Origin of the sequence: Streptomyces pallidus (ex Mingjun et al. 2026) (assembly GCF_051550185.1) — a bacterium.
Lineage (GTDB): Bacteria > Actinomycetota > Actinomycetes > Streptomycetales > Streptomycetaceae > Streptomyces.
Genome location: NZ_CP196181.1, coordinates 1117783 through 1138145, shown reverse-complemented (window position 1 = coordinate 1138145; position 20363 = coordinate 1117783). Strand labels below are relative to the sequence as shown.

Below are 20363 nucleotides of genomic sequence, written 5' to 3'. Positions count from 1 at the left end.
CATACCGCACGAGTGTCCGCGGCAGGGCCTTCTGCACCGCTCTTTAGCGGAAGTTGCGCAACCGGCTCCGTCGGTGACCGTCACCGCCGAGACTGCCTGGTCATGCACACCGGATCGCCTCCGGCCAGGAGGTCGCTGACCGTCCTGGCCCTGGTCGCCGCCACGTTCGCCCTGCTCCTCGGCGGGGCCACCCCGGCATGCGCGCACGCCGGTCTCAGTGGCTCCGACCCCGCCGACGCCGCCGTCCTCCAGACGGCGCCGAAGCAGGTCACGCTCACCTTCACCGAATCGGTCGGCCTCTCCGAGAACTCGCTCAGAGTGCTGTCGCCGGACAACGAGCGCGTGAACCCCCGCCCGGCGCAGCACGTGGACGGTAAGGACAACACCGGCCGGGTGGAGCTGTCCGGCGAGCTCCCCCAGGGCACCTACACGGTGGCCTGGCGGGTCGTCTCCGCCGACGGCCACCCGATCTCCGGCGCGTTCTCCTTCTCCATCGGCAAGCCGTCAGGGACCGCCGCCGGGAGGCCCACCGGCTCCCCGGACGACACGGCAGCCGGCCGCCTGTACGGCCTGTTCCGCTACGTCGCCTACAGCGGGCTCGCCCTCCTCATCGGCGCCGCCGCGTTCGTCCTGCTGTGCTGGCCCACCGCGGGGGCCGTCCGTGCGGTGCGCAGGCTGCTGGTCATCGGGTGGGCGGCCCTGGTGGTGTCCACCGTGGCGCTGTTGCTGCTGCGCGGCCCGTACGCATCGGCCGGGCCGCTGACGTCGGTGCTCGACCCGTCCCAGCTGGGCCGCACCGTCACCGGGAGGCCCGGGGGAGCGCTCATCGCCCGGCTCGTGCTGCTCGCCGGGGCCGCGGTGCTGCTGAGGTGGTCGGCCGTGCGGCTCCGGGGCCCGGGCGGCTGGGCGCAGCCGCAGGAGGTCGGGCCCCGTGTCCGGGCGGCCGCGGCTCTGTTCGCGCTGGGGCTGGCGTTCACCTGGGCCGGCGCCGAGCACGCCTCCGCCGGCATCCAGGTGCCGCTGGCCGTACCCGCCGCCGTACTGCACCTGCTGGCCATGGGGGTCTGGCTGGGCGGACTGGTCACGCTGGTGGTCGTCCTCGGGGGCCGGGGGGCCTCCGGCAGCGGCCCGGTCCCGGCGTCGGCGATCGGGCGCTTCTCGACCCTGGCCTTCACCGCCGTCGCCGTTCTCGTCGGTACGGGGGTGTACCAGTCCTGGCGTCAGGTCGGCTCCTGGGAGGCACTGTCCACCACGTCCTACGGGAGGATCCTCACCGTGAAGATCGCCGCCGTGGTCCTCGTGCTGTGGGTGGCCTCGTTCTCGCGCCGTTGGACCGCCCGCCTCGTCCACGCGGGAGCCACGACCGCGGAGCCGGCGCCGGTGCCCGAGGCCGCGCCCGGCCCCGCGCCCGAGCGGGCCAAGGTCGCACAGATGGCCGGCGCGTCGGCTTCCCCCGGGGCAGTGGACCTCGTCAGCAGCACACCCCGTACGGGCGGCAGGGGCGATGCGGACGGCGGTACCGAGCCGCCCGGTACCGAGCCGCCCCGCTCCGAGGCCGACGGACACCAGCGCCGCCTGCGCCGCACGGTGGCCGTCGAGGCCGCGCTCAGCGCCGTGGTCCTGGCGATCACGACCCTGCTCACCGGTACCCAGCCCAGCCGCGCCGCCGCCGACAGCGCCGTGGCCGCGGCCGCGGCGCAGGGGCCGCAGGTGAAGGTGGTGACGGTCCCCTTCGACATGGGGACCGCCCACCGCCAGGGCACGGTCCAGATCACCCTGGGGCCGGGACGGGTCGGCGAGAACACCGTCGAAGCCGTGGTGTACACCGCGGACGGAGGCCTCGCCACCGTTCCCGAACTCCGCCTGACGCTCACCCGGGAAGAGCTGGACATCGGTCCGATCGACGCCGGGCTCAAGAACCAGAAGGGCTACTGGGCCGCCTATGACCTGCGGCTGCCCATGCCCGGGGAGTGGACCCTGAACGTCACGGTGCGCACCACGGAAATCGACCAGGTCACCGTCAGCGGGACCGTCCGGATCACGTCGCCGCCGCGGTGACGGTCAGGAGTTCCTCGACCGTGCCCCGCTCCGGGAGCTGCGGGTCGAGGCCCGCCAGCCGCCGGTACAGCCGCTGCCAGGCCGCCCCGTCGTCCACCGGCAGGTGCGTGCGGACCAGCGCCCTGAGTTCCTCCACGGCTTCCGCGATCTGTGGAGGGGCGTCCGGCCGGAGCCGGTCGTCGCCGAGGCGGCGCAGTACGCACGGGGCCTGGCCCACGTGCCGCAGCAGGTCGTCGGGGGTGATGAGCCCCTTCGTGAGCAGGTCGTCGAGGTGTCCGGTGGCCTTCTCGTGGTCGGCGCGGTAGCCCAGCCCGGCGCGCAGCGCGGCCTTGTCGGTGATCCAGACCTCCGCGTAGGAACGGTGGCTGCGGTAGTCGCGGCGTATCGCGTCGATGTGGCGGGCCGCGACGGCGGGCGGTGTGCCCGGCCGGTTGACCATCTGGGGCCAGTACCGGAACGGCTCGCGGGCGTGCTCGGCTTCCAGGTGATCCCAGTCGGCGTTCGGGAAGAGCTCCATCAACCGGTCGGCGGCATCCGCGCCGGCCTGCGGGCCGAGGCGGCGCAGGCGCGAGGCCAGCTTCTGCGTGGTGAGCTCCTTGTCCACTCGGGCGCTGAGGGCCGCGAGCGGGTCGGCTGCGGTCAGCGCCTTCTCACAGATACGGGTGACCGCCGGGCTCACCCGACCGGTGGCGAGCAGTGCCGACAGCCGGGCCGGGCCTGCGTGCCGCAGCAGGTTGAGGCAGCCCGTCAGCTGCTCGGGCATTTTGAACGTGGACAGGTGGCTGCTGGCGAACGCCGCTTCGACGAGCTCCGGTTCGACGGCGTGCAGGCAGTCGGGGAGCGCGTTCCACGGAATGCGGTCGACGTACGGTGCGAGCGGGACCGACGGGTCGGTGACGGCCGCGCGGCGTTCCTCGGCGCAGATGGAGAAGTGGAGGTCCAGGACGGCGAGGTGGATCTCCGGATCGCCGTGTTCCAGGAGCCGCAGCGCGGTGCCCCGGGTCAGGTCGATGCCGCGGGCGATCACCAGGAGGGCCTCCTGGTTCCGGCTGCGCAGGAGGTGCTCTAGCACGGCTGAGGGGGTGCCGCGGCGTGCCGCGACGACGTACTGCGCCAGCAGCGTGCCCGTTTCCGGCGGCAGTTCGGGCATCAGGGCGTCCAGGACGTCGGCGTCGCACCGCCGCAGGACCTCGCCCGTGGGCCACCACCACAGTGCGCGGGACAGCTGGTCCTGGACCTTCCGGCCGGTCGGCGCGCGGTCGGGCAGCAGCCGGGCGGGCGCGACCGCCGCCGTGTCCCGGGAACGCTGCACCAGCGCCGGCCAACTGAGCAGCCGGTCAGGGTCCCTGCCGGCCGGCCGGCACAGTGCGTCGGCGGTGGTGAGCAGCCCCAGCCAGGCGGCCGGGTCCGTCCCCAGAGCGGTCGTCAGGTGCGCGCGCAGTTCGCGCTCGAAGGCGGGGCCCGCCGCGTCGCGGTCGGACAGCGGCCGGAGCTGCATCGACCAGCGCGCCGGGAACGCCCCGACGATGTCGGCGGCCCGCAGCGTCCCCGCCGCGTAGGCCGCCGACAGCCCGTGGAGGTGGGCCGAGCGGCGGTGCGGTGCGGGATCGCCGTCCGCGACGTCCTGCCGCAGCAGTTCCAGCGCCGCCGCTCCGTCGGCCGCCGGGGACGCCGGGCGGGGCGCGTTCTCGTCCGTCGGCAGGCCGGAGCGGCGCCACGCCTCGGCCAGCCACTCGGGGCGGCCGACGGACTTGGGGTACCGGTTCGGGTGCGTACGCCCCAGGAAGCGCACGACCTCGGCGTCGGCGGGCAGCGGAGGGGCGGCACCCCCGCACCGCTCGGCAGCCAGGCTGCGCAACAGGTCGACGGCGGCCACCGCCGCCTGGTGGACTTCCTCGCACGGTGCGTCGTACGGCCGGGCTCCCACGGACCACCCCTCCCCTCGTCGTTCTCGCGATCAGGAACAGTGCACCACGCGGGTCTGACAGCGCGACGGCCGGCGGTGCGGGGGAGGGGGTGCGTCAGGCGGCCGGCTTGCCGGGCTGGTCGTGGGTGGAGCAGTGGATGCCGCCGCCGCCCGAGGCGATCGTGTCGATGGGGACCGGGACGACGTCGCGCTTCGGGAAGTGCTCCTGCAGGATGCCGCGGGCGCGGTCGTCGGCCCTGCGGTCGCCGAACCGGGGCATGAACACGGCGTCGTTGGCGATGTAGAAGTTGGCGTAGGTGGAGACGAAGTCGTCGCCGCGGCCCGTGATCCGGTTCAGGTCGGGCTGTGGGAGGTCGATGACCTCGAAGCGCCGTCCGCGGGCGTCCGTCGCCTTCGACAGGACGGACTTCGCCTGGTCGGCGGAGCGGGACCAGGAGTCCGGCGGGGTGCTCGGGTGGGCGCGGTCCAGCAGGACCACTCCCGGCCCGGTGAACCGTACGAGGCTGTCGACGTGGGCATCGGTGATGTCCTCGCCGCGCACGCCGGCCAGCCAGATCACCTTCTCGACGCCCAGCGTCCGCTTGAGCTCGGCCTCGACGGTGTCACGCGACTTACCCCGGTTGCGGTTGTCGTTGACGATCGAGCTCTCGGTGATCAGCAGGGTGCCCTCGCCGTCGGGCTCGAAGGAACCGCCCTCCGCGACCAGCGGTGCCTGCACCCGGGGGATCCGGTACTGCTGCAGCAGGGCGCTCGCCACCTTGGCGTCGTGGGCGTGCACCTGCTTGCCGCCCCAGCCGTTGAAGTTGAAGTCGACGCCGGTGACCCCGCCGCCCTCCTCCTCGGCGAAGACGGGGACGGTGTCGCGGGCCCACAGGTCGTCCACGGCCAGCGGGACGACCTCGACCTGGGAGCCGCACGCCCGCTGCGCGGCCGCCACCTGGTCGGGGCGGGCCATCACGACCACCGCCTCGTACTCCCCGACGGCGCGGGCGATGCGGGCGATGTCCTCGCGGACGTGGCGCAGGTCCTCCTCCCACACCCCCTTGGCGAGGGCGGGCCAGGACATGAACGTACGGGTGTGGCTCTCCCACTCGGCGCCGAGCCGGCGCCTCGGGCCGCCGCCGGACGCCGACGAGGCGGACCCGGTCGGGGTGCCGGACCGCAGGGCGGCCTCGGCGCGGCCGCAGGCCGCGGTGCCCAGGGCGAGGGCTCCGAGCCCGGCGAGGGTGCGGAGGCTGGTCCGGCGCGTGGGGGGCGGGTTCGACACGGGGACTCCGATCGTGGACCGGCGGGACGCGGTCGTCCGGCCGGGGCGGGCGCGGGGGCGCGACGAGGTCCGAGGTCCGCAGGCCGAGGGCCTCCGGGCTCCTACGGCAAGGGTGCGCGCCGATCCCGCGATCGGCCGTCCAGCAGGAGGGCGGAACGGCCGCGTGCCGCCACTCTGGCACTGACTGAATTTTCAGTCAAATGGCGTCCCGCGCAGCAGCCCGTCCCGTAGCGGGCGGCCGACCAGGGACGTTCGGCCCCCGGTACGAAGGGCCGGGGGACGTTCGGGCCCTTTCGGCTCCGGCGCTGCCGCGTGTTCACTCGTGATGCGGGTCCGCCCGTCGATGACGGCGGGCGGACCCGATCACATGCGGGACGAGTGGAGGGCGCCGTATGGCGGGGAAGCGAGCGGACGGATGATCGCGGCGGTGGGCCATGCCGATCTGTCCCCGGAGACGCTCGAACGGGTGGAGCCCGAGGTGCGGGCGTGGCTGGAGCGCTGGGCGGGCAGCGCCACGGTGGTGGTCCGTGCGGCTGCGGGGCTGCCGGTGGTGATCGGACGGGCCGTGCGCGCGTCGGGCCGGAGGCTGGTGCTGCTGCTCCCGGCCGACGGGGCGGTGTCCGCCCCGCTGCCCCGGCACGACCGCGCCGCCGCCGGCGAACTGCTGCTGCTCACCGACCGGGTGCGCCTGCTGGACTTCGACCCGGACGGCCGCGAGGCCTGCATCGGCGCCGACGAGCGCATGGTCCGCGGCAGCAGCCGGCTGCTGGCCGTGTGGGACGGTTCGCCGTCCGACGGCCGGGACGCCACCGCGCACCTGGTGGCCTACGCCAGGGCCCGCGGCATTCCCGTGGACGTCGTCTGGCCCGAGGGCGCGAGCCGCGCCCAGGCCCCCGTCCGGCACCTCCCGCATCCCCCGCACCCCCCGTACCTCCCCGCGGTGGGGCGCGCTCCGATCGGTACACCGGCACGACGGGAGGGCGGCCGTGTCCGGCACCCTGCTTGACCGCCCGGCGGACGCGCAGAGCCGCCCGGCGGGCGGCGGCGACCGGCCCGGCCCGATCGGCGCGGGACGCGCCCTCGCCTGGCTGCTCGTCGTCACCGGCGCGGCCGGGATCCTCGCCTCGTTCGTGATCACCCTCGACAAGTTCGAGCTGCTCCGGGACCCGGACTTCGTCCCCTCGTGCAACCTCAGCCCGGTGATCTCCTGCGCCGACGTGATGCGCAGCGGGCAGGCGTCCGTGTTCGGTTTCCCCAACCCGCTGATCGGCCTCGTCGCGTACGCGGTCGTCGTCGCGGTCGGGTGCGGCCTGCTCGCCGGTGCCCGCTACCGCCGGTGGTTCTGGGCCGGGCTCAACCTCGGGACCCTCCTGGGCGCCGGCTTCTGCATGTGGCTGATGAGCCAGGCGCTGTACGAGATCGGTGCCCTGTGCCTGTGGTGCTGCCTGGCATGGGCGGCCACCATCGCCATGTTCTGGTACACGACGGTGCACAACCTCCGGCACGGCGTCATCCGCGCCCCGCGCGCGCTCGTCAGCGGGGTGCAGGAGTTCCACTGGGTGCTGCCGGCCACCTGGTACGGGGTCGTCGTGCTGCTCGTCGCCACCCGCTTCTGGCCCTACTGGGCGAGCCTGCTGTGACGTTACGCCGGTCGGCGGCGCACGGAGGGTGCACGGCGAGGGCCTGCCGGCCACCGCCCGCGGAACGCGACGGCAAGGAGGCAAGCACAACCGGAAGAAGCACACGACGTGAACCAGCACGACACCCACGACACCTACGACAGGTACCACGCGCTCCTGGCACGGCAGGACGCCATGCGGCTGCGCCGGCAGCTCATGGCCCCCGCCCGGCAGCCCGCCGCGCTCGGCCCCGGCTCCTACGACGGCGCGGCGGCGGACCAACGGCTGATCGCCCTGCACCTGCCCCTGGTGAGCCCCTCGGGGGAGCTCATCGACCGCCTCTACGACGCGATGTTCGCGCACCACCCCTACCTCCGCGGCCTGTTCCCCGACTCGATGGCGTTCCAGCGCGCCCACCTGGAGAGGGCGCTCCGGTACCTCGTCGACCACCTGCACCAGCCGCAGGAACTGGCCGCCTTCTGCTCCCGGCTCGGCCGCGACCACCGCAAGCTGGGCGTGCGACCGGTCCACTACGAGGTCTTCGAGGCCTCCCTCGTCGAGGCGCTGCGCGGGTACGCCGGCGGGCGATGGAACGACGCCCTCGAACAGGCGTGGCTGCGGATGCTGCGGTTCGCGGTCGCGGCCATGGTCGCCGGCGCCGAACAGGCCCTGGCCGAACCGCCCTACTGGAACGCGGTGGTGACCGGGCACCGGCTCTGCGGCCCGGACCTCGCCGTGCTCCACGTCCGCACCGCCGAGCCGTACCCGTACCGGGCCGGGCAGTACGCCCAGCTCCAGACGCCGCTCCTGCCGCACGCCTGGCGGCCCTACTCCCTCGCCTGTGCGCCCCGCCCCGACGGCGAGCTGGAGTTCCACGTCCGCCGCACCGGCCCCGGGGACGTGGGCGAGGCGCTCGTGGCGCGCACCGGCACCGGTGACCCGCTGCGCATCGGGCCCGCCCAGGGGACCATGACCGTGGACGGCGCACCCGACCGGGACGTGCTGGTCGTCGCTGCGGACACCGGCTGGGCCACCGCCAAGTCGCTGCTGGAGGAGCTGGCGCGCGGGCCCCGACCGCGCCGGACCCACCTGTACCTCGGGGCCGGCACGCTCGACGACCTGTACGACACGCCGGCCCTGGCGGGGCTGGAGGACCGCTGCCCGTGGCTGCGCGTGGTCCCCGTGATCGGGGAGGGCGCTGCCGCCGCCGACCGCGGTGCGGTGGTGGAGGCGGTCTCCCGGGGCGGCGACTGGTCCGGGCACCTGGCCTACGTCAGTGGGCCGCCCGCGATGGTGGCGGCGACGGTGGAGCGGCTGGTCGCCCTGGACGTGCCCGCCGACCGGATCCGCCACGATCCCGGGCGCCCCGCATGAAGTATCCGCTGCCCACGGCCGGTTCCGGCGGTGCCGGACGGCACTCGGCGGGGGCCATACGTCCCTGATCGGGCAGGGGACGCAGGGACTGTTCGGCCCTGCCGGTCCCCTGCCCCCCGCACCGATCATGGGGCGGCGGCCGGGCGGTGCCGTTTCCCCGTACGTACGGCACCTCCCGGTTCGCCATGGGTACAGCTACAGGGAGGGCGGCGTCCGGTGGACGTGACAGGGAAGAAGCAGGCGGCGAGCGCGGAGCCGGAGACCGTTCGAGGGACGTCGGCGTCTCCCGGATCCGGAACCGGAGCGGCCGTCGGATCCGGAGCAGGGAACGGGCCGGCGCAGCGGGCCTCGTGGGTCGACTGGCTGACGACCACCGACCACAAGCGGATCGGCACGATGTACCTCGTGAGCGCGTTCGCGTTCTTCATCATCGGCGGCGTGATGGCGCTGATGATGCGGGCCGAGCTGGCGCGCCCGGGCACGCAGATCATGTCGAACGAGCAGTTCAACCAGGCGTTCACCATGCACGGTTCGATCATGCTGCTGATGTTCGCGATGCCGCTGTTCACCGGGTTCGCCAACTGGATCATGCCGCTCCAGATCGGCGCGCCGGACGTGGCGTTCCCGCGGCTGAACATGCTGTCCTTCTGGCTGTTCCTGTTCGGGTCGCTCATCGCGGCCTTCGGCTTCCTCACTCCCGGTGGCGCCGCCGACTTCGGCTGGTTCCTCTACGCGCCGCTGTCGGACTCGGTGCACTCGCCGGGGCTCGGCGCCGACATGTGGATCATGGGTGTGGCGCTGTCCGGCTTCGGCTCCATCGCGGGCGCCGTCAACTTCATCACCACGATCCTGTGCATGCGGGCCCCGGGCATGACGATGTTCCGGATGCCGATCTTCACCTGGAACGTGCTCCTCACGGCGCTGCTGGTCCTGATGGTCTTCCCGGTGCTGGCCGCGGCCCTCTTCGCCCTCGAATGCGACCGCAAGTTCGGCTCCCACGTCTTCGACGCCGCCAACGGCGGTGCCCTGCTGTGGCAGCACCTGTTCTGGTTCTTCGGCCATCCCGAGGTGTACATCCTGGCGCTGCCGTTCTTCGGCATCGTCAGCGAGGTCGTCCCGGTCTTCTCCCGCAAGCCGATGTTCGGCTACATAGGCCTGATCGCCGCCACCATCGCGATCGCCGGCCTCTCCGTGACCGTGTGGGCGCACCACATGTACGTCACCGGCGGTGTGCTGCTGCCGTTCTTCTCCTTCATGACCTTCCTGATCGCGGTCCCGACCGGCGTGAAGTTCTTCAACTGGATCGGCACCATGTGGAAGGGCTCGCTGTCCTTCGAGACGCCGATGCTGTGGACGGTCGGCTTCCTCGTCACCTTCGTCTTCGGCGGGCTGACCGGCGTCATCCTGGCCTCGCCCCCGATGGACTTCCAGCTCTCCGACTCGTACTTCGTGGTCGCGCACTTCCACTACACCGTCTTCGGCACCGTCGTGTACGCGATGTTCGCCGGCTTCCACTTCTGGTGGCCCAAGTTCACCGGCCGGATGCTGGACGAGCGCCTCGGCAAGATCACCTTCTGGACCCTCACGGCGGGCTTCCACCTCACCTTCCTCGTCCAGCACTGGCTGGGTGCCGAGGGCATGCCGCGCCGGTACGCGGACTACCTCGCCGCCGACGGCTTCACCACCCTCAACACCCTCTCCACCGCAGGATCGTTCCTGCTCGGGCTGTCGCTCCTGCCGTTCTTCTACAACGTGTGGAAGACCGCCAAGTACGGCAAGAAGATCGAGGTCGACGACCCCTGGGGCTACGGCCGTTCCCTCGAATGGGCGACCTCCTGCCCGCCGCCGCGGCACAACTTCACCTCCCTGCCGCGGATCCGGTCCGAGTCGCCGGCGTTCGACCTCCACCACCCGGAGATCGCCTCCCTCGAACCCGCCCACCACTGAGCCGGTGGCCGGCCGCCAACGCACTCCCAGGGAGAGGTGCTCATGTCCCACGCAGTTCCGGCACTCGCCGTCGCGGTCCTGTGCGCCGCGGGTTGTGTCTGGTACGTGCCCGCGATCGCGGACGTACGGGCGGGCGCCGACCGCCCCGCATCACGCCGGACCGCGGCCACGGCCTGCCTGACCGGCTGGGGCACCGCGGCGCTCGTCATCCCCCTGCTGCTGGCGTCGGCGCCGGGGGCGCTCATCGCCGTCGTGGCGGGAACGGGGGCCGCGGCGACGGCCGCCCTGCTCCTCCACGGCCGGGCCCAGCACGGCGCGGAGCAGCGCGAAGCGGCCCGGCGCTGGGCCGCGCTGGGCTGCGTGCAGTGGGCCCCCGCGGGACGCCGCCGGCCCGGTCGCGCGGGGGTCGCCTGGGCCCTGGCCGCGGCCACCGTCGTGCCCGGTGCGGCGGCTGCGGTGCTCCTGGCCGGCCGGTGACGGCGCGGCACCTCCGGGTGGCGGGCGCCGGTCAGACCAGCGCGGCCACCAGGTCGGGGCGTTCCTCGACCAGGAGGTGCCCGGCGTCCGCCACCACGTCGAGCCCGGTGCCGAGCCGGGCCCGCACCGCCGGGCCGAGCCGGCGCGGCGGCAGGAAGGTGTCGTGGGCGCCCGTGACCACCTGGTACGAGACCCTCCGGCGGGCCTCGGCGAGCCCGGGCGCCCCGCTCGACCGGGCGTGCCGGGCGACCAGCGTCATCCACTCCACCAGGTCGGGGCGGGGCACGTAGCCCGGAGCGCCCATGGCCCGCAAGAGCCGCGCACTGCGGGCCGGGGCGGGACACACGTACCAGGCGGCCGACGCGGCCAGCAGGCGGGGCGTCAGGCGCAGCCGCCCGAAGCCGCCGGGGGAGAGCAGGACGAGCCGCTCCGCACGCAGCGAGGGGCAGGACAGGGCGATGGCCGCCCCGAACGAGTGCCCCATGACGGTGACGGCCCCCTCCCCGCCCGCGCCCCCGACCGTGTCGAGCACCTCGCCCAGCCATTCCCCGTACCAGGACAGCCGGCCGCTCCCCGGTCCGCGCACGCCCGAACTGAGCCCGGGCTGCCCGGGAACGTCCGGCAGGACGACCCGGTGCCCGGCCGCGCACAGCGCCTCGGCGAGCGGGAGCGAGACCGCGGCGTTGAAGTTCGTGCCCGGGACGTGCACGACCGTGACCGGACCGGAGCCCGCGGTCACCACGTGGGTACGGGCTCCGGCCGCGGTGAACTCGGCCCGCTCGTGCGGCCGCTGCCAGCGGTCGAGCCGGTCCAGACACCAACGGCGCACGGCCGCTTCGCCCTGCCGACTCCGGTAGATCGACGTCACCGGGAGAGTATCGCCGCTCGGCCCTCCCCCTGTCCGGCGTTGTCGGCCGACGGATGCCGGATCCCTGCGCACGGCGCGGCCGACGGGCGGGCCGAGGCCGGTCGTGCCGGCCCGGGCCCCGTGTCAGGGGCCGTCACACCGTCACGCCGGCGTGCGCCGTCACACGGGCGTCCTGCACAGCGGCGCACCCGCCGGCCCGCGGGCACGAGCCGGCGCGTGCGGCCTCGACGCACCTCCGGCGGCATTGCGCGCCGGTCGGCGTGACCTCGGCCTCCCCGCGGCGGTTCCCCTGCCGGAGCGGCTCCCGTTCGGGGGCCGCCCCGGCCTCCCTTCCGCCCGTTCCGAGGTGTGACCCGCCGTGATCGAGCTTCCCGCCCCCGCCGAACTGCCCCGCTGCTTCCCGTCCGGAGCACCCGGAGTGCCCGCCCTCGCCGAGCACGCGCTCGCCACCGGCCACGGCCGCTGGTTCGCCGACCGTGCCGCCGAGCCGCGCGTCCTCGCCGTCGCCTGCGGCGGCCACGCGCTGCTCCGCGGCCGCGCCGGAGTCCTGCGGGCACAGGACGTACGCCCCCTGGCGTCCGGCTACGTAGAAGCCCCCGCCCACTTCGTCCCCGTGATGCGGGCGGCGTTCACCCGCCTGGACCCGTGGGAGCGCATGGTCTACGTGCACGAGGAGCCCGCGCGTCCGGCCCGCCCGCCGCACGGGGTCACGATCCGCCCGCTGACCGCCGAGGACGCGGAGGCGCTGGCGGCCCTGGGGCCGCAGGCGCAGTGGATCCACGGCACCTGGGGCGGCCCGCACGGCCTGGCGGGCTCCGGGGCCGCCCGGGGCGCCTTCCACCACGACCGGCTCCTGGCGCTGGCCTGTACGTACGTCCTGGGCAGCCGCTACGAGGACGTCGCCGTCTTCGCCGCGCCCGGGCACCGGCGCCGGCACCTCGCGCTGGCCTGCGTCAACGCCCTGTGCGAGGACATCGCCGACCGCGGCCGCACCCCCAGCTGGACCTGCTCCCGCGACCACCGCCCCAGCCGCCTGCTCGCCTGGCACGCCGGCTTCCGCCTCCGGCAGGAGTACGTCCACCACGCCACCGGGGCCGGCCGCGCTCAGGAACCGGCCGCGTCCCAGGCCGTGGTCAGCCCTTCGAGCCAGGCGGGCGGCAGCTCGGCGGCGTCCCACTCCTCCCGCAGCTCCGACGCCACGGTGAGGAGGCGCTCCAGCACGGCGACGCTGGTGGGGGAGTGGAGCAGCGAGTAGCGGCCGTGGATGGCGATGGCGCTGCCGGGCCCGTACTGCGCGTACATCCGCTCCAGGCGCGCGTGGTGGGCGGTGGCGAACCGTGTCAGCCGGCCCGCGTACCCGGTGCGCTCCCGGGTGCTCATCGTGCCGAGTACGGCGGTGAGCACCTGCTCGGACACCTCGGGATCGAGGTCGGAGACCGTGGTGAACGACAGGTAGAGCGGCAGCACGGCCACCTTCGCCCGCTCCAGCTCCATCCGCCCGGCGGGGGGACGCCCGTCCAGGGCGCGCCCCGGGGCATCGGCGCCCACGGCATCCCGCAGCGTCCGCTCCGCGATGTCGCCCAGCTCGTCGGCGACGGCGCGGGCGCCGTCGAGCCAGCCGGACGCGTACGGCTCGCCCTTCTCCGTGGGGGCGGTCCCCGCGCTCCCGCCGATCCGCTCGTGCGCGACGGCGAGCGTGCCCGCCTCGACGAGCCCGATCAGCTCCCCCGCGTCACCGGGGTGCACCCCCGCCCGGAGCAGGAGCTGGACGAGCGTCGTCTTGGCGTTGAGGACGCTGACCGCGTCCAACTGCTGTAGCCCTTCCCCGGCGGGGTTCATGGGGTCCTCCTCGTTGCATGGGGCGCATGAGCGAGCCTATGCAACGACCGTGCGGGTTCGGGCCCGCGAACCCCGGGCCCGCCCGAGCGGACCGGGGCGGGCCGGCGGGCCGGCCCGGTCAGCGGACCGCTGACCCGGCCGTCGGGAGGGCGGGGCCGGCAGCGGGGGACGCGCCGGCCGCCGCGGCGATGAGCATGTCCAGCAGGGCGAGCAGCACACCGCGTACGTCGTCGCGCTCGCGGGCGTCGAGCATCAGCACGGGGGTGTCGGGGTTGCGCAGGCGAAGGGCCGCGGAGATCTCCTCGGCGGTGTAGGGCTGTTCGCCGTGGAAGCAGTTGGCACCCACCACGAACGGCAGGCCGCGGCTCTCGAAGAAGTCGACGGCGGCGAAGCTGCGGTCCAGGCGGCGGGTGTCGACCAGGACGATCGCGCCGAGCGCCCCGCTCAGCAGGTCGTCCCACATGAACCAGAAGCGCTCCTGGCCCGGCGTGCCGAACAGGTACAGCACCACCCCGGCTTCGGTGAGCGTGATCCGGCCGAAGTCCATCGCGACGGTGGTGACGGCCTTGGACTCGATGCCGTCGAGGTCGTCGACGCCCACGCCCGCGGCGGTGAGCCGCTCCTCCGTGCGCAGCGGTTCGATCTCGGAGATCGTCTCGACGAGGGTGGTCTTGCCGACGCCGAACCCTCCTGCGATGAGGATCTTCATGGCGGCCGCCTGCGGGGCAGGCTGGTCATATCCGGGCAAGGTTGTCCCTGATTCTCCTGAGCAGGTGGACATTGGTGGTCTCGGCGCCCTCCAGGGGCGGCTGGTGGTGGATCAGCCCCCGCTCCGCGAGCTCGCCGAGCAGCATCGTCATCGGGGTGAGGCGGATGTGCATCCGCGCCGCGATCTCGGCGACCGCCCGCCCGTCCGGCGGCACGCACATGGCCAGGACGGCCCGCCACTCGCTCGGTAGCCCGCTCCAGGCGTCCTCGGTGACCGCCGCCGTGATCGTTGTGTCCATGGTGAGGACGGTGCAGGAGGCGGCGGTACGGCCGTCGGTGAGCGCGTACAGCCGTGTCCGCCGGCGGCCCCGGGGCCGCTGCTCCCGCAGCGGCCCCCCGGGCTCCGGGGACCCGTCAGGCCCTTCCCGCCGCTCGGGCCCGTCGTCCTCGGCCGACCCTTCAGGCGCGGCCGAGGACGACGGCTCGCGTGGTGCCGCACCCGTCGCCGGGTCCGCCGCCGGGTCCGTCACGTCGTCCGGCATTACGAGGCCGGAGGCTGCGCCTGCGCGCGCTCCGGCGTGCCCAGCCACTCGCCGAGCGCCTGGGCGGTCCGTACGGCCTCGCCGCCCAGTTCGCCCAGGCGGGCCTTGCGGGAGGTCACGACGATGAGGGTGCTGCCCTCCCCGCACCCGACGATGCACAGGTAGCGGTCGTCCATCTCGACGAGCTGGCGGATCACCCGGCCCCCGTCGATCTCTCTGGAGATCGCCTTCATGGTGGAGGCGATCCCGGAGCAGGCGGCGGCTATGCGCTCCGCCTGGTCACGTTCGAGCAGGTAGGCGCTGAGCCCGATCCCGTCGTTGGACAGGAGCACGGCGCCCTGGATGCCGGCGATCCTGCTCAGGTTGTTGTCCAGGACGCTGTAGATCATGTCGTTCTGTGTCGTCGTCATGGCTGATCCTGTCGGAGCTCTTCTTCCACTTTCTGGGTTCCGTGTTCATAGTCCGCCCACGCGTCGGCCACCTCTTCGGGCGTGGCCGGGTCCGGGGCGACGACCGCCGTCTCGGGTGCCCGCGGCCCGCGCAGTCGTTCCGTCATATGGGTCTGCGGGACGCGCTCGGGGAGGGCGGGGCGTGCGTTCCGCTCGGGGAGGGCGGGGCGCGGAGCGCCGCCGCCGTCGCGGGTGGCCGGCGGTTCCGGCCGGCGGCGGCTCGGTAGCCCGGCGGAGGTCGGCAGCGGGGCCGGGTCGGCTGCCTGCGGACCGGTCGCGGATGCCGGTACGGCAGCCGGCACCGGTACGGGCGCGGGAGCCGGCGCGGGCTCCGCGGCCGTGGCGGGTACGAGGTCGGGGGCGCGGCCCGGTGCGGGTTCCGGGCGGGCGGGAGCGGGCACGCCGGGCGCGGAGGCGTCCGCCCGGGCCGGCTCCGCCGCGGGGGCGGCCGCCGGGACCAGGAGCTTCGCCGGCAGCACCACGACCGCCGAGGTGCCCCCGTACACCGAGCGCCGCAGCGTGACCGTGGCCCCGAGCTGGTCGGCGAGGTGCCCGACCACGAACAGGCCGAGCCGGTGCGCGTTCTCGGCGAGGACGGCGTACGGCGGGGCGGTGTGCAGGCGCTGGTTCATCTCCTCGTAGCGGGAGCCCGGCACGCGCGGCCCGCGGTCCTCGACCTCCACCGACACCCCGTCGGCGACCAGTTCGGCGCGGATCACCACCTTGGAGCGGGGCGGGGAGAACCGGGTGGCGTTGTCCAGCAGCTCCGCCAGCAGGTGGCTGATCTGGCTGATGAACTGCGGTTCCACACTGGCCTCGTCCAGCGCCTGCCGCTCGATCCGCCGGAAGTCCTCGACCTCCGCGGCGGCTTCGCGCAGCAGGTCCGCGATGCGCATCGGCTCCGTGTGCGGGTCGGGGATCTCGCCGTCCGACAGGATGAGCAGGTTCTCCACCTGGCGGCGCATCCCCACCGTCAGCTGGTCGGACCGCATCAGCTGGGCGAGCAGGGCCTCGTCGTGGCCGAAGGAGTCCTGGATGTCCTCGGTGAGGGCGAGCTGGCGGCTCACCAGGTTCCCGGTGCGCGAGGCGATGCCCGAGGCGAACGCGCCGAAGCCGTGGCGCTCGGCGGCGAGCTGACGGTGCCCGTCCACGGACACGGCGACGACCCGGGCGAACGCGTCGTTGATCCGCCCGACCTCGTCCCGGTGGCCGGTGACGCGGGGCAGCGCGGACTCGTCCACGGGACGGCCGCTGTCGAGCCGGGCCACGACGTCCGGCAGGATGCGCTCGGCGACCGCCACCGTACGCCGGTGCAGGCCGTCCAGCCGGCGCAGCACCGACCGGGTGGTGAACACGACGACGGTCACGACCAGCAGCAGGCCGGCACCGCTCCCGCCGACCAGCCAGGCGACCTCGGTCTGCAGGGCGTCGGCCTTGGCCGCGCCCAGGGCGATGACGTCCTTCGCACGGTCGGTGTTGAGCGTCGCCATCTGCACCGAGACGTTGCTGTGCGCCGCACTCCAGCCGTTGACCTCGGAGGGCAGCTTGATGCCGGTGTCGGTGTCCTTGTTCTCGTGGATGATCGCGTTCTCGATGCGGACCTTCGTCTGCCAGTCCGGGGAGGACACGATCCGCTCGTAGAACTGCCGGTCCCGCTGGGGCAGGTACGGCTCGACCCAGGTCTCGTACAGGTAGCGCTGGGCGCCGACGGAGCTGGTGAACTGGTCGAAGCTGGTGGAGCTGAGCTCCTTCGAGGGGCCCGCCAGGGCCAGCACCGCGTCCTCGCGCGCCACCATCTCGGAGGCCGAGAGCATGGACACCACCGGCCGGCTCACCTGGGTGAGTTCGCCGTCCTGGGTGTGGCTGAACTCGTGCTGGTACACGCCGATGATCTCGTTGATCGCCGCGGTGTAGGAGGCGAGCAGCCGGTCGGGCGTTCCGGTGCGGACGTCCGCGCGCTCCCGGTACCCGGCCAGGTCGCCGAGACGCCGGGTCACGTCCCCGAGGGAGGCGGTCGATCCGGCGGCCAGCCGGCGGAGATTGGCCGCGGCCCGGTCCGTGGCCATGCGCCGTTGCCGCAGCTCCTCCTCGGAGCCGGGGGTGCCAGCCCACCGGGCGGCGGTCGCCGTGCGCTCGGCCTGCAGGTCGACCAGGAGCGTGTACAGCGGGATGCCGATCTCCTCGCTGGCCGCCACGTCGGCGCGCAGGTGCGCGGACTGCTCCAGCAGCCGCTCGGCGTTCATGACGGTCTGGGTCCCCATGGCCACGGTGGGGGCCACCGCCAGCCAGATCAGCAGGGTCCGCAGCCGCACCGTCCGCCGCCGAGGCTGCCGCTGCCGGGGCGTCACGGGTGCTGCTGGGCCTTCGGGTTCTGTGGAAGACATCGTTCCTCGGGTCGGCCGGACAGGGGCGGAGACGGGGTACAGCCAGTCGGGAGCGCGCTGATCATAACCAGCCACGGGGCGCGAACGGATACGTTGAATCCGTTATCTACACGTGCTATGAGCTGGGCATTCGTTGCCAACCGGAGTCCTGATCGGAACCCAACCGCGATGTGCGGGTGCCCCGGTCAGGACAGCAGGCCCCGCTCCAGCGCCGTGATCACCGCCGCCGTACGGTCCGACACCGACAGCTTCTTGAACGAGCGCAGCAGGTGCGTCTTCACCGTCGCCTCGCTGATGAACAGCCGCCGCCCGATGTCCGCGTTGGTCAGGCCCTGTCGGACCAGTTGCAGCACCTCGCACTCCCGTTCGGACAGCACCGGCGCCTCCGGCACCCGCGCGGCCCGGAACAGCTTCGGGGCCAAGGACGGCGTCAGCACCGTCTCGCCGCGCGCCGCCGCCTTCACCGCGTGCACCAGCTCCTCGCGCGAACTGCCCTTCAGCAGATAGCCCGCCGCACCGGCCTCCACAGCACGCAGGATGTCCGCGTCGTCCTCGTACGTGGTCACGATGACCACCTTGGTCCGCGGCGACTCCCGCAGGATGTGCCCGGTCGCCGTCACCCCGTCCATCCCGCCCATCCGCAGGTCCAACAGGACGATGTCCGGCTGCAACCGGGCCGCCTGCGGCACCGCTTCCTCACCGGACCCGGCCTGCCCGAGGACCCGGATCCCCTCGTCCAGCTCCAGCATCGCGGACAGGCCCTCCCGGACCACCGGGTGGTCGTCGACGAGCAGCACCCCGATCGGCTCGCGCTCACTCACCGGCCGACTCCCGCACCACCGGGGCCAGAGGCACCGTCACCTCGACGACCGTGCCCGTGCCCGGGCTGCTGCTGACCTCTGCCATTCCGCCGATCTCCTCCACCCGGGCCCGCATCCCGCGCAGCCCGTAACCGTTCCGCCCGCCGTCCTGCCGGCCGTCGCGGCCGTCCTGCGGCCCGTCCGCCAGGACGGCGTCCGCCTCGAAGCCCGCGCCGTCGTCGCGGACCACGAGCCGTACCTCGTCCGGCGCGTACGCCACCAGCACCTCCACCCTACGGGCGTGCCGCGCGTGCTTGCGGACGTTGGCGAACGCCTCCTGCGCCGAGCGCAGCAGCACCACGCTGACGGCCGTCGGCAGCGGCTGCTCCGCACCCCGGGCCGTGCACCGCACCGTCAGCTCCGTCTCCTCCATCAGCAGGTCGGCCTGTCGGCGCACGGCCTGCACGAGGGAACTCCCGCGCAGCGCCGGCGGAGTGAGCGCGGAGACGAAGGTGCGCGCCTCCGCCAGGCTGTCCTGGGCCACCCGGCCGGCCAGCCCCAGCCGGGAGCGGGCCCGCTCCGGATTGGCCACCACCTCCGACTCGGCCGCCTGCACCAGGCTGATGATGCTGGTCAGGCTCTGCGCCAGGGTGTCGTGGATCTCCCGGGCCAGCCGCTCCCGCTCGGCCGAGATGCCGGCCTGGTGCGACAGCCGGGCCTCCCGCTCCCGGCTGAGCCGCAGCTCGTCGATGAGCACGGCCCGGTCCGCGCTCTGCTGCACCACCCGCGTGATCCACAGCCCGAGCAGCACCGACAGGGCGATGCCCAGCAGCGAGATGGGCAGCACCGACATGATGTGGGGGTCGAACTGCCCGCCCCGCAGCCACACCACGATCAGCGGCCACAGGTTGGCCAGGACGACCAGCACGATCGCGGACGGCATCGGCAGGCTCATCATCAGCATGGGCACCACCGCGAACAGCGCGAAGGAACCCCCGAGGTCGAGCGTGCTGGAGGAGGCGAACAGCAGGAACAGCCCGGCGCAGAAGACCATGTTCCGCCGGCTCTTGGTCCGTAGGATCATGGGTCGGCGGCCGACACCCGCGTACCAGGGCACGATCAGGGTCAGCGCACCGATCGCGAACGCCCGGTGGACCTGGTCCTCTTCGGACGTGAACAGCAGGGCGACGGTGACGAGGTAGGAGACGGCGAAGTAGCCGTCCCACAGCCCGAACCAGCGGCTCCCCGACTCGGGGCCGTACTGCGCGGTCGCCAGCGGGGACCGTGCGGGCCGTGGGGTCCGGGGGGACCGGGAGTCCTCCTCCTGAGTGTGTATGCGCACGTCACCAGTCCTACCACGCGTGCTGACGCTGTCCGTCGACCGGTTGACAGCCGGTCCCACCGATCGGTCGTCCCGGCGGCCCGCACCCCCCGCCTACCGTGGGAGCAGCGGAGGGAGAACCGCCGCACGGGATGCCGGGGGAGTACGGAAAGGGCGGGGCCGGTCAGGTGGGTCAGTTCACGACGGCAGTCATCATCTGCGGGACGATCCTGGCCGTCATCCTCGTGACCGATTCCGGCAACCGGCGGATCACCGCCGCGCGGATCGCCGGCCCCGCACTGGCGGCGGCCGTCGTCATCGGCGCCTGCCTGCGGTCCTTTCCGACCGAGGGCAACGACCCCTCGCTGCACCTCGCCGCCCTCGGCACGGGGGGCATCTGCGGGCTGGTCGCGGCCTCCCAGCTCACCGCCCACCGGGACCGTGCGGGGGACGTCCGCAGCACCGGGGGCTTCGGCCACGCGGTGGTCTGGGTCGTCCTGACGGGCCTCCAGATCCTCTTCGCCTACGGCTGCGAGCACTGGTACGGGGCACGCATGAGCCGGTTCACCGCCGACTTCCAGCTCAGCGGCAGCGAGGTGCTGGTGAGTGCCCTCGCCGTGATGTCGCTGTCGATGGTGGTGGCCAGGACCGCGGTCGTGGTGTCGCGGCTGCGCGCCGTACGGGCCGCGACCGCGCCGCTCGCGGACGGGGACGGGAGGGCGAACTGAGAGCAGTGCGATACGGGTCGAACGCCGACCCGACCGATGTCCGCCGAGGTTTTGA

General features: G+C 73.8%; 17 protein-coding genes and 1 pseudogene. 8 read left to right on the top strand and 10 right to left on the bottom strand.

The features are described 5' to 3' along the window. Positions 1-102: 102 nt before the first annotated feature. A complete protein-coding gene (locus tag ACSHWO_RS04780) occupies positions 103-2058 on the top strand; it encodes a copper resistance CopC/CopD family protein (protein WP_438310164.1) in 1956 nt (651 codons plus the stop codon). Here the strand turns inward: ACSHWO_RS04780 and ACSHWO_RS04775 are convergent. Together ACSHWO_RS04775 and ACSHWO_RS04770 are read right to left on the bottom strand one after the other, a co-directional pair. Beyond that, positions 2039-3985, bottom strand: coding sequence for a hypothetical protein (locus ACSHWO_RS04775; protein WP_438310163.1), 1947 nt, complete (start codon positions 3983-3985; stop codon positions 2039-2041). The two genes, ACSHWO_RS04780 and ACSHWO_RS04775, sit on opposite strands and share 20 nt — an antisense overlap. Before the next feature lie 94 nt (positions 3986-4079). After that, positions 4080-5252, bottom strand: a complete 1173-nt coding sequence (locus ACSHWO_RS04770) for an agmatine deiminase family protein (RefSeq protein WP_438310162.1) — start codon at positions 5250-5252, stop codon at positions 4080-4082. A 427-nt stretch (positions 5253-5679) separates the two neighbouring features. Here ACSHWO_RS04770 and ACSHWO_RS04765 point away from each other — a divergent pair, with 427 nt between their 5' ends. From ACSHWO_RS04765 to ACSHWO_RS04745, 5 genes are all read left to right on the top strand, one after another. Continuing rightward, complete coding sequence (locus ACSHWO_RS04765) at positions 5680-6258, top strand: hypothetical protein (protein ID WP_385804572.1); 579 nt, start codon at positions 5680-5682, stop codon at positions 6256-6258. Further along, complete coding sequence (locus tag ACSHWO_RS04760; RefSeq protein WP_385804570.1) at positions 6239-6892, top strand: vitamin K epoxide reductase family protein; 654 nt, start codon at positions 6239-6241, stop codon at positions 6890-6892. The genes ACSHWO_RS04765 and ACSHWO_RS04760 overlap by 20 nt, the downstream gene beginning before the upstream one ends. 108 nt (positions 6893-7000) lie before the next feature. Next, on the top strand, positions 7001-8245 hold the full coding sequence (locus ACSHWO_RS04755) for a globin domain-containing protein (protein ID WP_438310161.1): 1245 nt from the start codon (positions 7001-7003) through the stop codon (positions 8243-8245). Between the two features lie 216 nt (positions 8246-8461). After that, positions 8462-10192: an aa3-type cytochrome oxidase subunit I gene (gene ctaD / locus ACSHWO_RS04750; RefSeq protein WP_385804566.1), complete on the top strand. Its 1731-nt coding sequence runs from the start codon at positions 8462-8464 to the stop codon at positions 10190-10192. A 42-nt stretch (positions 10193-10234) separates the two neighbouring features. Then, the gene (locus ACSHWO_RS04745; protein WP_438310160.1) at positions 10235-10669 is read left to right on the top strand and encodes a hypothetical protein; all 435 of its coding nucleotides are present in this window, start codon (positions 10235-10237) and stop codon (positions 10667-10669) included. 31 nt (positions 10670-10700) lie between these two features. On the opposite strand, the gene ACSHWO_RS04740 is transcribed toward ACSHWO_RS04745, so the two are convergent. Next, a complete protein-coding gene (locus ACSHWO_RS04740; protein ID WP_438310159.1) occupies positions 10701-11537 on the bottom strand; it encodes an alpha/beta fold hydrolase in 837 nt (278 codons plus the stop codon). A 616-nt stretch (positions 11538-12153) separates the two neighbouring features. On the opposite strand from ACSHWO_RS04740, the pseudogene ACSHWO_RS04735 reads away from it, so the two are divergent. Next, a pseudogene (locus tag ACSHWO_RS04735) lies at positions 12154-12555 on the top strand (GNAT family N-acetyltransferase); the annotation flags it as partial. A gap of 86 nt (positions 12556-12641) precedes the next feature. Here ACSHWO_RS04735 and ACSHWO_RS04730 read toward each other — a convergent pair. The 7 genes from ACSHWO_RS04730 to ACSHWO_RS04700 form a co-directional block, all read right to left on the bottom strand. Beyond that, on the bottom strand, positions 12642-13376 hold the full coding sequence (locus ACSHWO_RS04730; RefSeq protein ID WP_438310158.1) for a hypothetical protein: 735 nt from the start codon (positions 13374-13376) through the stop codon (positions 12642-12644). Positions 13377-13494: 118 nt separating this feature from the next. Further along, positions 13495-14085, bottom strand: a complete 591-nt coding sequence (locus ACSHWO_RS04725; protein WP_438310157.1) for a GTP-binding protein — start codon at positions 14083-14085, stop codon at positions 13495-13497. A gap of 25 nt (positions 14086-14110) precedes the next feature. Continuing rightward, complete coding sequence (locus ACSHWO_RS04720; RefSeq protein WP_438310156.1) at positions 14111-14626, bottom strand: DUF742 domain-containing protein; 516 nt, start codon at positions 14624-14626, stop codon at positions 14111-14113. Next, a complete protein-coding gene (locus tag ACSHWO_RS04715) occupies positions 14626-15036 on the bottom strand; it encodes a roadblock/LC7 domain-containing protein (RefSeq protein ID WP_361085880.1) in 411 nt (136 codons plus the stop codon). The genes ACSHWO_RS04720 and ACSHWO_RS04715 overlap by 1 nt, the downstream gene beginning before the upstream one ends. Continuing rightward, positions 15033-17459: a nitrate- and nitrite sensing domain-containing protein gene (locus ACSHWO_RS04710; RefSeq protein ID WP_438310155.1), complete on the bottom strand. Its 2427-nt coding sequence runs from the start codon at positions 17457-17459 to the stop codon at positions 15033-15035. The genes ACSHWO_RS04715 and ACSHWO_RS04710 overlap by 4 nt, the downstream gene beginning before the upstream one ends. Positions 17460-17644: 185 nt before the next feature. Next, positions 17645-18280, bottom strand: coding sequence for a response regulator transcription factor (locus tag ACSHWO_RS04705; RefSeq protein WP_361085875.1), 636 nt, complete (start codon positions 18278-18280; stop codon positions 17645-17647). Then, positions 18273-19601, bottom strand: a complete 1329-nt coding sequence (locus tag ACSHWO_RS04700; protein WP_438310154.1) for a sensor histidine kinase — start codon at positions 19599-19601, stop codon at positions 18273-18275. The genes ACSHWO_RS04705 and ACSHWO_RS04700 overlap by 8 nt, the downstream gene beginning before the upstream one ends. Positions 19602-19768: 167 nt before the next feature. Between ACSHWO_RS04700 and ACSHWO_RS04695 the strand changes: the two genes are divergently transcribed. Next, positions 19769-20308 carry a hypothetical protein gene (locus ACSHWO_RS04695; protein ID WP_438310153.1) on the top strand — a complete coding sequence of 180 codons (540 nt, stop codon included), beginning with the start codon at positions 19769-19771 and terminating at the stop codon, positions 20306-20308. Positions 20309-20363 lie beyond the last annotated feature (55 nt).

What these genes read in the sequence shown, in the direction of transcription:
- ACSHWO_RS04780 (WP_438310164.1), top strand. Translation starts at nt 103, where the DNA reads ATGCACACCGGATCGCCTCCGGCCAGGAGGTCGCTGACCGTCCTGGCC.
- ACSHWO_RS04745 (WP_438310160.1), top strand. Translation starts at nt 10,235, where the DNA reads ATGTCCCACGCAGTTCCGGCACTCGCCGTCGCGGTCCTGTGCGCCGCG.
- ACSHWO_RS04730 (WP_438310158.1), bottom strand. Translation starts at nt 13,376, where the DNA reads ATGAACCCCGCCGGGGAAGGGCTACAGCAGTTGGACGCGGTCAGCGTC.
- ACSHWO_RS04725 (WP_438310157.1), bottom strand. Translation starts at nt 14,085, where the DNA reads ATGAAGATCCTCATCGCAGGAGGGTTCGGCGTCGGCAAGACCACCCTC.
- ACSHWO_RS04720 (WP_438310156.1), bottom strand. Translation starts at nt 14,626, where the DNA reads ATGCCGGACGACGTGACGGACCCGGCGGCGGACCCGGCGACGGGTGCG.
- ACSHWO_RS04715 (WP_361085880.1), bottom strand. Translation starts at nt 15,036, where the DNA reads ATGACGACGACACAGAACGACATGATCTACAGCGTCCTGGACAACAAC.
- ACSHWO_RS04710 (WP_438310155.1), bottom strand. Translation starts at nt 17,459, where the DNA reads ATGTCTTCCACAGAACCCGAAGGCCCAGCAGCACCCGTGACGCCCCGG.